General features: G+C 40.0%; 11 protein-coding genes and 1 pseudogene. 7 read left to right on the top strand and 5 right to left on the bottom strand.

Annotated features, from left to right (window positions below; all coding sequences use genetic code 11):
• Window positions 1-474: an RES family NAD+ phosphorylase gene (locus KZC02_RS02065; protein ID WP_221392578.1), complete on the top strand. Its 474-nt coding sequence runs from the start codon at window positions 1-3 to the stop codon at window positions 472-474.
• Between the two features lie 133 nt (window positions 475-607).
• Here KZC02_RS02065 and KZC02_RS02070 read toward each other — a convergent pair whose 3' ends face one another.
• The 4 genes from KZC02_RS02070 to KZC02_RS32390 all read right to left on the bottom strand — a co-directional run bounded on the left by KZC02_RS02070 (window position 608) and on the right by KZC02_RS32390 (window position 5,672).
• Complete coding sequence (locus KZC02_RS02070; RefSeq protein WP_221392579.1) at window positions 608-3,139, bottom strand: malectin domain-containing carbohydrate-binding protein; 2,532 nt, start codon at window positions 3,137-3,139, stop codon at window positions 608-610.
• A 479-nt stretch (window positions 3,140-3,618) separates the two neighbouring features.
• Window positions 3,619-5,028, bottom strand: a complete 1,410-nt coding sequence (locus KZC02_RS02075; RefSeq protein ID WP_221392580.1) for a DUF1593 domain-containing protein — start codon at window positions 5,026-5,028, stop codon at window positions 3,619-3,621.
• A 144-nt stretch (window positions 5,029-5,172) separates the two neighbouring features.
• On the bottom strand, window positions 5,173-5,493 hold the full coding sequence (locus KZC02_RS31390; protein WP_229253959.1) for a DinB family protein: 321 nt from the start codon (window positions 5,491-5,493) through the stop codon (window positions 5,173-5,175).
• A gap of 53 nt (window positions 5,494-5,546) precedes the next feature.
• Window positions 5,547-5,672 (bottom strand): hypothetical protein, encoded by a 126-nt coding sequence (locus tag KZC02_RS32390; protein WP_255637199.1) that lies wholly within the window; start codon window positions 5,670-5,672, stop codon window positions 5,547-5,549.
• Between the two features lie 301 nt (window positions 5,673-5,973).
• Between KZC02_RS32390 and KZC02_RS02085 the strand changes: the two genes are divergently transcribed.
• Both KZC02_RS02085 and KZC02_RS02090 read left to right on the top strand, forming a co-directional pair.
• Window positions 5,974-6,330: a hypothetical protein gene (locus tag KZC02_RS02085; RefSeq protein ID WP_221392581.1), complete on the top strand. Its 357-nt coding sequence runs from the start codon at window positions 5,974-5,976 to the stop codon at window positions 6,328-6,330.
• Entirely contained in the window at window positions 6,221-7,663 is a 1,443-nt protein-coding gene (locus KZC02_RS02090) for a hypothetical protein (protein ID WP_221392582.1), read from the top strand. The genes KZC02_RS02085 and KZC02_RS02090 overlap by 110 nt, the downstream gene beginning before the upstream one ends.
• Window positions 7,664-8,436: 773 nt before the next feature.
• Here the strand turns inward: KZC02_RS02090 and dgoD are convergent.
• A pseudogene (gene dgoD, locus KZC02_RS02095) lies at window positions 8,437-9,586 on the bottom strand (galactonate dehydratase).
• A gap of 313 nt (window positions 9,587-9,899) precedes the next feature.
• Here dgoD and KZC02_RS02100 point away from each other — a divergent pair.
• The 4 genes from KZC02_RS02100 to KZC02_RS02115 all read left to right on the top strand — a co-directional run bounded on the left by KZC02_RS02100 (window position 9,900) and on the right by KZC02_RS02115 (window position 13,481).
• Complete coding sequence (locus KZC02_RS02100; protein WP_221392583.1) at window positions 9,900-11,318, top strand: dienelactone hydrolase family protein; 1,419 nt, start codon at window positions 9,900-9,902, stop codon at window positions 11,316-11,318.
• Between the two features lie 344 nt (window positions 11,319-11,662).
• Window positions 11,663-12,313, top strand: a complete 651-nt coding sequence (locus tag KZC02_RS02105) for a hypothetical protein (protein WP_221392584.1) — start codon at window positions 11,663-11,665, stop codon at window positions 12,311-12,313.
• An 8-nt stretch (window positions 12,314-12,321) separates the two neighbouring features.
• Window positions 12,322-13,014: a hypothetical protein gene (locus tag KZC02_RS02110; protein ID WP_221392585.1), complete on the top strand. Its 693-nt coding sequence runs from the start codon at window positions 12,322-12,324 to the stop codon at window positions 13,012-13,014.
• Between the two features lie 8 nt (window positions 13,015-13,022).
• Window positions 13,023-13,481: a toll/interleukin-1 receptor domain-containing protein gene (locus KZC02_RS02115; RefSeq protein ID WP_221392586.1), complete on the top strand. Its 459-nt coding sequence runs from the start codon at window positions 13,023-13,025 to the stop codon at window positions 13,479-13,481.
• Window positions 13,482-13,534: the final 53 nt, after the last annotated feature.

Here is a 13,534-nt window from a genome sequence, read left to right on the forward strand (position 1 = left end):
ATGCTGATTTACAGAATCGTACACAAACTTTATAGTACAACACTTTTTGCATCAGGAATGAAAGGCCGGTGGAATAGTACCGGCAACAAAGTAATTTACGCAGCAGAATCCATTCCGCTTGCCTTTCTGGAAAATATGGTAAGGCGTCAGGGTGTTGGCTTCAATGACGATTTTAAAATCATGATCATTGAAATTCCTGATGAAGTATCAATCGAACTCGTTTCTGTAACTGACCTACATGCCGATTGGAGAAATCCTAACGATTATTCCAAATGCATTCCTATTGGTGATCTGTGGTACAATGCCGGCAAATTTATGGTTTTAAAAGTTCCTTCGGCAGTGATGCCTGAGGCACATAATTATGTGATCAATACACAGCACGCAGATTACGGAAAGGTTAAACTGATAGACGTAACTAACCTGATCCCCGATGAAAGAATTGAAAATATCCTGAAAAAATATCCCAAAACCTGACTGATCATATAGTCAGAAATCTACTATCAAAAACTAACTTTTCATAACTAAAAAGAAAAAACACAGCGTCATTACGTATATAAGTTTACGTAATGACGCTGTGTTTTTATTAATACCAAAAATAGATCAGAAATTAGTTTTTAACCACTTTGTAAGTAAGCAGGCTGCCGTCCGTACGTTTTATATGCACTACATACAAACCAGCCGGAAGCTGTTTTACATCAATATCGGCTATTGGCTGCTGCGACTGATATACCAGTTTACCAGTCAGGCTGTACAACTGCACCTGGCCAACTTTACTCCAGTCATCTACTTTAAGCGTCAGTATATCTGCGACCGGATTTGGGTATATTGTTTCTTCTGATGAAGATAATATATTTTCGAAGCTCAGATTTACGATTCTTGAATACGCAAAACTTTCATCGTGATCCACCATTTTAAGTCGATACAAATTTTCGCCGTTGAGCGGTTTGGTATCCGGGAAGGAATAATGGAAATCGGTTGCGCTTTCACCTTGTGCGGCAACCTCGCCCAATACATTCCAGTTTGTACCGTTTACACTGCGTTGCACCTCGAAAAGTTTACTGTTGGTTTCCGAAGCTGTACTCCAGTTCAACAAGGCTGTCTGTCCTTCTTTTTTCGCAGTAAAGTCAATAAGAGTAACCGGAAGCGGGTTTTCCGCCAGTCTGAATATTTCCAGAGCCGCAATAGCAACCCTATTTACCGAAGGCACAAAGTTGATATTCAGCGTTCCGTCGCTTACCGTTGTATTAAAATCTTTCACAACAGCCGTTCTGTATCCTACTTCTTTAAATATATCAAGACTTGTAATAATCTGCTGATTTTCCATTGTTGCACTAAATACCCTCGATCCCTGCGATGGGAAGAAGTTTTCGACAAGGTGCATGCGGATCATGTAATTGCCATTGGTAAGCGGAATATTATATCCCGTTTGGGCCAGGTCCGTAGCTGCCGATAAATAGGTTTGGTATAATGCATCAATATCAGTTCCTTCTATACCGGAAGGTGTAACCTGTGCATCCAGCTTGATAGAACCAGTACGGTAAGCCTGATCTGCCTCGTATGTGATTCCATTCAATGTCAGACCCGTGTTTGAACCACCTTTGATCCTTTTCACAGCTTCAACGATAGACGCATTGCTTGTTCCCTGGCCATATAACGGAATGCGGAGCGGAGAGCTTCCACTCTTATAAAATACCAGTAAAGCAGCATTTTTTATGCCTGCCGAAGTCGGATTAAACGTTACATCAATAGAAATACTGGATTGGATAGCCAGCGTTGTAGCCAATGGCGCCACAGAAAATTCACTTGCATTAGGCCCGGTTATCCTTACTTCTGTGATTTCAATAGCGGGGTCACTGCTGCCATCCGGATAAGTCGTGCCCTGGTTCTGGACCGTTACACCGGTTGCTTTAATAGATTCACTTGAGGTTGCGTCAAAATTAACATCTGATCCGCTTGTAGCAGCAAGGTTAGAGTAATGGGGTGATCCGGTTTCCGGCCGTATATTATCAATGTAATAGACGTTATCCTGGTAATCGTAGTTCGTTGATGAATTATCCAGATAATCCATTCCCATTAAATAAGCATTCGGGACAATGTTACCGTTTGAATCCCTCACTTTTTCAAATCTGAGTGAAATCTTACCGTCAGGATTTAGTGTCCTGTCTGAGAAAAAACTACCTGCTTTAATACCAAAAACAAATGACGGGCTGAATGTTCCCTGAGCCAATGAAGTAAGAGGTGTATTTTTTCTTGGTAAAAGTGATTGTCCATCCAGCCTGGTATGGGTAAACAAAGCAGTCAGGCTTGTATTATCAGATTTTGGGTAATATCTGAATGTCTCTGTATTGGCACAGCAGCCATGATAAGCCGCCAGCTGATATACATTAATAGCCTTGCTGGCATCTGCCCTGATAAAATAAGCAGCAGCCACCTCGTCAGAATTTGCTTTTATACTATCCCCATCCGAAGCACCGTCAGTGTGAACAAAACCGGGATTAGTTTTAAAGTTAAATGCATCAATTATCTCCGGAATGTAAGGTTCATTGTTACTTTCACCTTTGTACTGAAACAAACCTGTAAGTTTTACTTCCTTATTTGGTACTGTTGCATCATTACTAGCTATCATCAGGTTATCATGAAATACCTTCACTCTTGGTGCGGCATCCTGTGCTATAAACTGAATGATAACTTCCGAAAAACCCCTTGGTGCAATAGAGATTGGATACGAAGGTGAAGCTTCACCCCCAACCGAAACAATTTTCCAGGCAGCTGAATTCGATAAAGTCAGACCGCTAACAACAAGATTTTCAGAGCCTTTGCTGTAAATCCTTAATTTAACCTGATCGTGGTTTTCATTAAAGGCAGTAGTATCCGGACTGGTTCGTCTCCAAGGAATCTGAATCAGAGAAAATGTTAACTGGTCATTCGCAGGGAAATTATCCATGTTCTGTAGAACCATGTAAGCTCCGTCGGCCAGGGCAGGTTTAGTAAAAATCAGAGCGGAAGATTCCTTCATTTCACTGGCAGCAGATGCAGCGCCGGGGAACATGTAAAAGGAACAACATAAAGTAAGTAGAAGTGTTAATTTCTTGAAATTCAGCTTAGTGGAGTTCGGATGAGGACTATAAATTTTAACCATTTTTTATTTATTAAGAAACGTGAGTAATTGAAAATACTATCATCATGTACAAAAAGCAGTTGCAGCTCTTATTTGATTAAGAACATCAATGCTAAAAATGTCTGAAGAGGTCAACAGCTGAAATCGCTAAAAATCAAGAAGCTTAGCCGTATTATTAGGGGTATATTTTTAAAAAATTAAGGCAAAAAAAATACTTTTGATTTAAATTTTTAAGATTTATAATTATACTTTTTTGAGAACGTTTGCCAAAATTACTACGAACGCAATGTGCTCATAAAATGGCTAATTGTTGTATTAAAATATCACAAAACGGACAAATTAGCTAATAAAACGGACATTATTGAGCAATTGAAAAATGTAATTTTCCAATATAGTATGATAATTTTAAGAATAATTAATACGTCGAAGTGCCAGGTCGCGCCATTTGCAACAATTACAATTTATTTTTTGTAACTGAAAGACACTATATCATTTACTACTTACTCAGGAAACACAGTAACAATTACGCGCTTGTATCGGCTGAGCACCGGTTTGCCGTTGTCGGATACGGCAAGTATAATATGTATAGTTTCTGGCTGCGTCACTTTTGGTGCCATAAAAAATGTAGCCGCTGCATGGATATTACTGATACCGATCGGTTCTTTACTATTATAACTTCCAGGTTCCGGATAGTAGATCCATTCATAGGAAAGGAAATTTCCATCAGGATCTGACGAATCTCCTGCATCTAAAACTACTTTTTCCCCGCTCCTGGCAAGTAAGGAATGAGCATGTTTCAATTTAGCTTTGGGAGGATGATTAGCTTCTTCGTATGGTTTGACCGTCCAGTCCATCCGCGCTGCAAAATCGTTTTGAAAAGCTTCCCGCCACCTCCATAAGGTTGCTTTATTACTCGTGTGATAGAAACTGTCAATGCCTTTTACTTCATCCATTGCATCAGTGTAAATGGGCCGGGTCTCAGGTTCATAAAAATATTTCAGGGTTCGGGGTGTATATAGTTCATATCTTCCGCCCCACCCTCCAAACTCAGGATGTTCGGGATCATTCAGGCCATTTTCAATTAAACCCAGAAATGAGGGGGTGTCGCCTTCCATCAGGAATTTGGTAACCGGGTACTCAGCTCCGAGTGGCCCGTGGTTCCTTATATTTTTATCTAGCCAGGGATTGTCTACAATATCAAAATTGGCACCAGTAAAACGTCCATGAAATCTATCTCCGCTAATTCCCGACCAGGTTGCATAATGATATGCACCTGCTGCATGGTATCCCGGACTTCCGACATAAAACAATTCCGGAAAATTTTTTCGGATCCATGGACCCGTATCATCCTGATCAGAAATGGTGTACATCCTGATCCTGGAAACAAACTTTTTCAAATCATCCGGTGTGCGTGTCATTTTCACTTTCCACAATGCCTGTGCCAAACAGTTGGCCCCGCCCCAGACCGGAATCCATACCGGGCGATCATCTTTTTTATCAATTACTTTGATAATCCATTCCGAACCTTCCGAATCCTTGCCTTTTCCAACCGCCTGCATACCAAATTCCGGAATTGACGATTTGGTAATACTTAATAAATAGTCCGTTTCCGGAAAACCTTTTTCGTGCAAAAGCAGGTTATTCCTGACTTTCCCATATACCTGGATTAACTGTTTGATTTTTTCCGGCGCAACTTTTTTTTGCTGATGAATGGAAGTTGTCGCGATCAAACCTTCCACATCCCAATGATTGGAATAAGTAAGAAATCGGATCATTGATTGCGTATCATCCGGTTCATTTTCTATATCTGTTAAAATCAAAACCCTGCGTTTTGGAACAATATCCTGCCCGAAGATTTTAAAACCAGAAAATACCAGGAAGAGTACGAAAATGATTTTTGCAGGATGCATAAATAGGTTTGGGATGATATTGAAATCTGCCACTTGCAGTTCGTACACTAACAAACCTCCGTACCCCAATATTCTACCGGGCTGACTGTAAAACTTCTGCTTACAGCCAGCCAATGAAAAATAAACTTTATCCCGGATTAATGATCAATATCCTTTGTCATCTGCCGAAGGGCCATAGATGGAAGGTACTGGAATATCATTTAAGCGCATATATACGGTGAGCTGTCCGCGGTGATGTACCCAATGATTAATCGTCGAACTGATGTTTGCAATCTTAGGCGAAGTAAAAAGAACCTCTCCGTTATTTTTCAGCTGAAAGGGTTTTTCAAGATCCTCATCAGTAACATTTTCCAATGATGTTTTTGCAGTTTGAAAATTTTCTTCAAAATGATCTGTTAATTCTTTAGTGGTCTTTACTTCAAAATGTTTGAAGGTCGCAAAATCAATTTCGCTTTTTTCACTCATGTAAGAAATCCATAAGGGTATTTCTGCTACCAGGAGGGCAAGATATCCAAAGTTCAGAGATTTTGGGTGTGGTTTGTAATCGAAAAGTGATTCGGGAATACGTTCAAGGCATTTTTTGTGGCTGTGTACTCTGCTTCCAGTTCTTTCTGAAGTGCAGCTGCAAAATCGGTATTTTTCATAAGCTGTTGTTTTTGAGTTACTGATTTTTCATCCTGTTTTTTTTCACAAAAATTATACCTGAAAAGAAAACCGTTTCATACATAATTGATCAGCGATCAGGTTTTACACACAAGAATATCCACAAAGTAACCGCCTGCATATTCATCATAATATTTAGAGTAGATTGTAACCGTATCATCCTTAAAATCAGCGTATGTCCAGTTTAAACATTCAAATATTTTATTATAAAACTACTTAATTACCTCAGAATAAAATACCAGAATTAGTTCCTATTCTACGTAAAAAAACATCATTTCAAATATGAAAATTGTCCACGGAATATCCTGTCTTTTAATGCTGTCACTATTCATTTTCAGCAGCTGCAAAGAACCAGACCCGGCTTCAGATGCGGTTAAAACAACAGGTGATTTGGAGGAACCATTAAGAATTGCAGCCGGAACAACTTATTACGTGGACGATAAAAATGGCAATGACAGCCGGAACGGTACCAGTACTGCAACTGCCTGGAAAAGCGTATCAAAAACCAATTCAGTCATTTTTAAACCGGGTGATAAAATTTTGTTTAGAGCAGGCGGCAGCTGGACAAAGCAGCTTCATCCGCAAGGGATCGGGCGTAAGTGGCAGTCCGATTGTCATCGGCAGTTACGGGACAGGTAATAAGCCAAAAATCAACGGTGCGGGTGCGGCGAATGGAGCAGTCTATTTTTACAATCAGCAATACTGGGAAATCGGTGATCTGGAAGTAACTAATTTCAATTCTGCCGAAGTGAACGGCCAGAGTATCGACGCATGGGAAGCCGGTAACACCAGTCATTATGCCAATGTAATACTGCCTCCCCAATTTGTAAATAACGCGACTTTGAAGATTGGAGTGCTCATTGCAGGGCAGGATGCCGGTGTTTTAAATCACATCTACCTGCGTAATATGGAAGTGCATGCTGTAAACGGATATATCAATCAGGCAGATGAAAACAGTAAATACAATGGCGGTGTTTGTTTCAGGATTACAGGCTCTGCAACGGCTACCTGGTTTAATGATATTCTTGTGGAAGGATGCCACATTCATGATGTCGACAGGACCGGATTGTGGTCAGAATCTACATGGAGCGAACGCACGCTTACCGTAAATACCAACTGGAAGCCGTCACTCAATATCATTATCAGAAACAATATATTTGAGAATACGGGCGCAAATGCCCTGATCATCCGGGTAGCCGACAGACCGTTAATTGAACGTAACCTATTGGATCATTGCTCTATAAAGGCATCCGGAAATGCTGCTTTTAATTTTAACACCGATAATGCCAAATGGCAATATAACGAGTGCCGCTTCACAAAAGCCAATGTTGAAGACGACGATGCAGGGGGAATAGATTCGGATTACAAAACTAAAAATACCATTATTCAGTACAACTACATTCATGACAATGATTACGGCATGCTCATAACCGGTGGCCCTGACAGGTTTAACGATAATACTATTATAAAGTATAATATTTTTAAAAAGGATGGAAAGTATCCGCATCCGGTCAATGGCAAGTTTATGATTAAGTTATCGGGAAACGCCACCAATACGCTGATTTATAACAACGTATTTGACATTGGCCCTTCGCAGACGAACACAAAAATGGTAACCTTTCATAGCTGGAGCGGGTGGCCGTCCAACACATCATTTTACAATAATATATTCGATAATACAGGATCAGGCACGACTTACAATCTGGGTGGAAGCACCAATAATATTTTTGATTACAATTCTTATTATAAATATCAGGCAACCAATCAGCCAGTTCAGGTACATAATATCACTGGCGATGTAAAATTCGTAAATGCTGGTAATGAGCCTGATGGATTCAAATTAATGGCAGGTTCTGCTGCGTTATCAAAAGGCAAGGTAATGAGTAATAATGGCAGAAAGGACTACTTTGGGAATAGCGTTTCGATAACCGGCGCACCAAATGTTGGGGTATACAACGGGCCCGGCCTTTGATGTGATTTCAGTTAGGTATTCCCAAATCAAAAAGGATCAACACATTGCAGCAACTGATTCCCTGTTATTTCTTTGGATTCAAAGTGTACATCTGTCGGACTTTTGAAACTCAATATCGATAATCTGTCATCAGCAAGGTAAACAAATGTAAAAGCTGATCTGGGTTTACCGAGATTAAAAACCTTGGATCCCAATTGAGTATATGACTGGATTAATTGCTGCAAGTATAGCTGTATTTTCAAATTCAAGGCATTTTAAAGTGTATATATCGCTGTCTCCCTCCCAATTTAAATAAATTAAAAAACGATCCTGAGTGCCAGTGTCAAAGTAAAAATTAAATCGCCTGTGCGAGGCGAAACTACTGGAAAGCTTTAATTCTGATGATTCAGGAAAGTACCTTTTTATCTCATTGCGTAAGTAGTTAAGAGAATCCATACCTTTCCGTGAGTAATTTGTTTATAGTTTGCTAACCACACAAATATATCGACTGAGTAGTTAAAATTCAATGTATTGGATAAATCCGTCTAAAAGTGGAGTAGACTGGAAAAGGTTTCGTTTAAAGTGTCTCCCAATCCTTGATTTTCCGGCAATTATAAATTTCTAAAATTATCAGACAGGATTTCAGGATAAACAGGATTTTGATTTGGTTCTGAATTGAACAGAAAAAATAAGCGGTAATAGTATTACGAACTTGCCAGACGCTACCATTTCAGTTAGTTATTCGTAAATCATGTTATTCCTGTAATCCTGCCTAAAAAACTAATATACATACATCACCATTCAGCCGCGCTGCCGTCCTCATGTTTCCAAAGCGGATTTTTCCAGTTATGACCTACCTCAGCCATTTTCCTTACCTGCTCCTCGTCTATCTGAATACCAAGCCCTGGCCCCGAAGGAATTTTCACAAAACCATTTTCATAGTCAAACACCGATTTATCTTCCAGATAATCCATCAGATCATTACCCTGATTATAGTGGATTCCCAGACTTTGTTCCTGTATAAATGCATTGTGGCAAGTCGCATCCACCTGCAGACAAGCAGCCAGTGCGATCGGGCCCAAAGGGCAATGCGGGGCAGCGGCTACATCGAATGCCTCTGCCATGGAAAGTATCTTTTTGCATTCGGTTATACCACCCGCGTGTGACAGATCAGGCTGTATAATATCTGCATATCCATTGGTCAGCAGATCCTTGAAATGCCAGCGGCTAAACATCCTTTCGCCGGTCGCGATAGGAATGGAAGTATGCCTGGCAATTTCCCTCAGCGCTTCATTATTTTCAGGCAAAACAGGTTCTTCAATAAACATGGGATGAAATTGCTCCAGCTCTTTCGCTAACACTTTTGCCATCGGCTTATGCAGCCGACCATGAAAATCTACACCAATATCAAGTGCGTAACCTACTGATTCGCGGATTGATGCGACACGAAGTAACACAAGATCTATCTTTTCGTAAGAATCAATATACTGCATTTCATCCGTTGCGTTCATTTTTATGGCTTTAAAACCGATATCTAGCGACAGCTTTGCAGCTGTGGCCACATCCGCAGGACGATCCCCTCCTATCCAGGAATATACTTTAATTTTATCCCGGCACTTGCCACCTAAAAGCTGATAAACCGGCGCATTGTAAAACTTACCTTTTATGTCCCAAAGTGCCTGGTCAATACCCGCAATGGCACTCATCAGTATTGGGCCGCCGCGATAAAAACCACCTCTGTACATTGTATTCCAATGCCCTTCAATGTCCATAGGATCTTTACCAATCAGCGTATCCATCAGCTCTGTCACAGCAGCCTTGACAGTAGCGGCTTTTCCTTCTGATAACGGGTTCACCCCAGCCTATAATACCTTCATCTGTTTCAATTTTCAAAAATAGCCACCTCGGGGGCACCTGAAAAAGTTCGTAACTTCTGATTTTCATTGTACTGAACATTAATTATATTTTCATTCCAACAGACATTTTATGAAAAAATGCCAGCTTAGCCAAAAGCATCCTGCTATTCATTTATATTCATGAGAAATCAATCTTCGGGTTTATATTTTAGCATAAAGCCGGGTTCAACCCATTTAAAGTATTATTCAGGAAAAATAGAATGCACTGCGTAACACTTACTTTCAATACTATTTAAGATCTTTTAACATTGATAACAAGGTATAAATCAATCCTTTTCATGTTTACTTTAAAAGTAATATTATTAGAATACCTGTAACCTAGACCATACAAAGCCCTGTTTATGCATTCATTATCAAGGAATAGAAATTTATATTTTTTTGGGATCTTTTTCATTGGACTTTATATCGCCATTGCTTTTTTTCAAAACCTGATTCAGTTTAATATAGGGCCAAGGCTGTTTTCCTTGTATTCAATCCCATCCTGGCTTATACTTTCAGCTATTATTTATTTCACCGGATCATCCGTCCTTCTGGAATATTATTACGAAAAGAGATACCGGATTACTTTCTACACATCAGCTATGGCTATGGCAGCTGTCATTTGTCTCTACTATATTGTCTTTAACATTTTGACTGTCAAAGAACTGAATCAATATTATTTTCCGGCTTATGGTTTGGTTCTGGCAACTGGTTTAATAAACAGTTTGAGTCTTGTATTTTCAATTTCAGGCAAGCGTACATTTTTAAAAACAGCAGGGATAATTTCAGTCATACTTGGCGTTATTTTACTCGTAACCTGGTACGGCTTTCAATATACCGGAAATATGCCTTTAAAAATCACACTGGAAAAAGTGCATTCCTGGGCTGGCTGGATTAACGTTATAATCCCTGTCTTTTTTATCCTTAATTTATTTCAAGAAAGTAAACTTGCCGGTAAGAAAAACTCAACCAAAACCTCAGATAAAGTCCTGAGCGGCTTAATGAGTGCAACAGTAATAATTGCCTTGATTTTTACTGTATATCTAGGACAAAGAATAACGCGTCAAAGTATTGTAGCCGTTGTACCACACGGTGTAACCGAAAGAGACAAGGGAATGGCAAAACCTTATGAAGCCCGGTATTTTATAAGCAGTAAGGGTGACACCCTGCATTACCGGCTGATGAAGCCCATGAATTATGATCCGGCCAAAAAATATCCATTGGTTTTGCTTCTTCACCATGGCGGTGCCCATGGCAGTGATAACGTGAGCCAGATCGGTGGATCAGATGCACCATTTTTCTACAATTACCTGAACAGAGAAAAATATCCGGCATTTCTTTTTGTACCACAGTGCCCAGAAGCAACTGGCTGGTGGGAACCTTCGGTTGATCTGTCTATCATGGAAACCATTGAGGCGTTAGAAAAAGAATTTTCAACAGATGTAAGAAGACGATATGTAATGGGTACTTCCGGTGGTGGTTATGGATCATGGCATTTTATCGGTACACATCCTAAAATGTTTGCTGCTGCGATACCGATCTGCGGTGCGGGTGATACAGGAAGCGCGAAAAACATGGTGGATGTAGCGATCTGGGCTTTTCATGGAGAAAAAGACGAATTGGTACCCGTAAGCAGTTCCAGAGATATGATAGCCGCAATCCGAAAAGCAGGAGGAAATCCCAAATACACCGAATTTCCTGATACAGGACACAATCTGGGAAAGGAAGTGCAAAGTACGAAAGGATTGCTTGACTGGCTTTTTGCCCAAAAGCGGGAATGACGTTAAAAAAGATACACACGATAAGTAGCGAGCCCGCTTTCAAGGATTGGTTTAATCCCAGAAATCTTAAAGGAAATCTGGTCAAAACGTATAGGTTTTGTGCGTAATGCAGTAATATTAAACTTTATGACGTTTGATCAGTTTTTAATTAGCAATTGGATCAATGAGTTCTAAATATGAATGCAAGAGACCAAAACTGCCTGAACTATCAGGACTATTCGCCGTTGCCTAACATTTGAAAAGATTTTGCCCAACTAACTCCGGTTCAGCGTATAACCAAACTCAAAAATCCGTAAATTAGAACCGATCAAGTTCTGTGTTTTATCTAATTTGAAATTCCGGATATGGCAGTGAAAAAGAAGCTGTTTTTAAACTACTCGACAAGTAATCCTGCGGATATAACGATGTATCAAAATCTGTCCTTACATCTTTCACCAATAAAGGACAGGATTGATCATTGGTCAAAAAGTAATGTATTGTCTGGTGAAGATACGGAAAAGGCTATACAGGCTAATTTCTCCGATTCCGATGCTGTCATTCATTTGCTCAGTATCAATTTTGAAAATGAGGATCAGTGTGTAGGTTTACTGGAAAGCAGCATCAGGGAAAAAAAGCAAAACATACCGGTACTGATAAGTTCGTTTGACTGGGAAAGCGATCCGCATCTGTTCTCACTCAAAGATGCCATACTTCCTTCTGCCAGTCAGCCAATTGATACATTTCCTAACCAAAACAGTGCTTTTACAGCCATTGTCCAGTCTATCAAGTCGGAAGTTCTGGGAGACCGTACTCCTTTGAAAGTCAGGAGTGACCGAAACTTTTACTTTATACTGGCATCTATTTTATGCATTATGGCTGTCGCTGCAACTCACTGGGTTTATACCACATTCGGGCAATTAAATATTAGTATCATGATGGTCCTTTTATTTTGCTGTATCATTCTGTTTGTACTGAGAAAGGTCATTTTCCCCACCAACATATCATCGCTTAAATAACTCCGGTCATGGCAGCAAATGAAAACGATCTTTTAGCCAGATTCATCGAAAATGAAAAAAGTGCAAGAACCTGGACGCTTGTCAGTGTAAGCCTGTTTGTTATACTTGCCTTTGGAATTCTTTATTTAATGAATGAATTAAAAAAGGCAAATGACGAAACGGAAACAGCCAATCTTGCTACGGCAAAGGCACTTGCAAAAGCAGATTCGGTGGTAAACGAATTGGAAAAATTCAAAAAAACAGCTGAAAATATTGCATTGAATCCAGCCCGGCAAGGTGGTGCTATTGCTGCTCCGCGTCCGGACACTCCGCCTGATAGAAATAGCAACAGGACGAATAAAAAGAATATTACAGTATTTCTGCAATACAAGAAAGAATACAAAGCCCAGTGCCAGCTTCTGATGGATGCTTTAAAGGCAGAGAAATATAACGTTCCGGGCAAAGAATGGATTAAAAACATCAATTTTACTACATCGGTGAAGTACTTCAATGAACAGGACAAACCGTGGGCGGATAGTATTGCCGTTGTCATGAACAAAATAATAGGAAGAACAAAATCAAACCCTGTACCGGTGATCAAAAACAGTGTTAAAGCGCCGCGAGGGCAGCTGGAAGTATGGATGGGAGATTATAAACGCACTGTGACCTCCGACCTGATTAAAAAATACAGCTCCAATCAACTGCAAACTCAATCATTATAAACCCGAAAATGCCAGAAAAAAGCCTGAGAGTATTTCTATCCTACGCACATGAAGACGAGGCGATGAAAAACGACCTCCGTAAATTCCTGATTAACCTTATCCGATCCAAACAAATTGAAGTGTGGCAGGACAGGGAACTGCTTGCAGGCTCTGAATGGGATGATTCCATTAAAAACGAACTGGCGATTGCTGACATTATTTTATTATTGATCAGTGTGGATTTCAACGCGTCGGAATATATCTGGGAAAAAGAACTGGCCACTGCAATGGAACGCCATGATAAAGGAGAAGCCAGGGTAATTCCAATTATTCTGCGGAAATGCGAATGGGGCGATATGCCTTATGCCAAACTTCAGGCATTGCCAACAAATGCTAAACCTGTAACAGAGTTTGCAGATCGGGATGAAGCCTATACGGATATTGCAAAGGGAATTAGGAAAGTTGTGGAATATTTGGCTGGAAAATAAATTTTCTGATCATTCAGATTCGACATGGTATACTAAATAAGTTTGCATTTGTA

Origin of the sequence: Dyadobacter sp. NIV53 (genome assembly GCF_019711195.1) — a bacterium.
GTDB lineage: Bacteria > Bacteroidota > Bacteroidia > Cytophagales > Spirosomataceae > Dyadobacter.

Excerpts from the sequence above, each read along its gene's own strand:
- KZC02_RS02065 (WP_221392578.1), top strand. The coding sequence starts at position 1 with ATGCTGATTTACAGAATCGTACACAAACTTTATAGTACAACACTTTTT.
- KZC02_RS02070 (WP_221392579.1), bottom strand. The coding sequence starts at position 3,139 with ATGGTTAAAATTTATAGTCCTCATCCGAACTCCACTAAGCTGAATTTC.
- KZC02_RS02075 (WP_221392580.1), bottom strand. The coding sequence starts at position 5,028 with ATGCATCCTGCAAAAATCATTTTCGTACTCTTCCTGGTATTTTCTGGT.
- KZC02_RS31390 (WP_229253959.1), bottom strand. The coding sequence starts at position 5,493 with ATGAGTGAAAAAAGCGAAATTGATTTTGCGACCTTCAAACATTTTGAA.
- KZC02_RS32390 (WP_255637199.1), bottom strand. The coding sequence starts at position 5,672 with ATGAAAAATACCGATTTTGCAGCTGCACTTCAGAAAGAACTGGAAGCA.
- KZC02_RS02085 (WP_221392581.1), top strand. The coding sequence starts at position 5,974 with ATGAAAATTGTCCACGGAATATCCTGTCTTTTAATGCTGTCACTATTC.
- KZC02_RS02100 (WP_221392583.1), top strand. The coding sequence starts at position 9,900 with ATGCATTCATTATCAAGGAATAGAAATTTATATTTTTTTGGGATCTTT.
- KZC02_RS02105 (WP_221392584.1), top strand. The coding sequence starts at position 11,663 with ATGGCAGTGAAAAAGAAGCTGTTTTTAAACTACTCGACAAGTAATCCT.
- KZC02_RS02110 (WP_221392585.1), top strand. The coding sequence starts at position 12,322 with ATGGCAGCAAATGAAAACGATCTTTTAGCCAGATTCATCGAAAATGAA.
- KZC02_RS02115 (WP_221392586.1), top strand. The coding sequence starts at position 13,023 with ATGCCAGAAAAAAGCCTGAGAGTATTTCTATCCTACGCACATGAAGAC.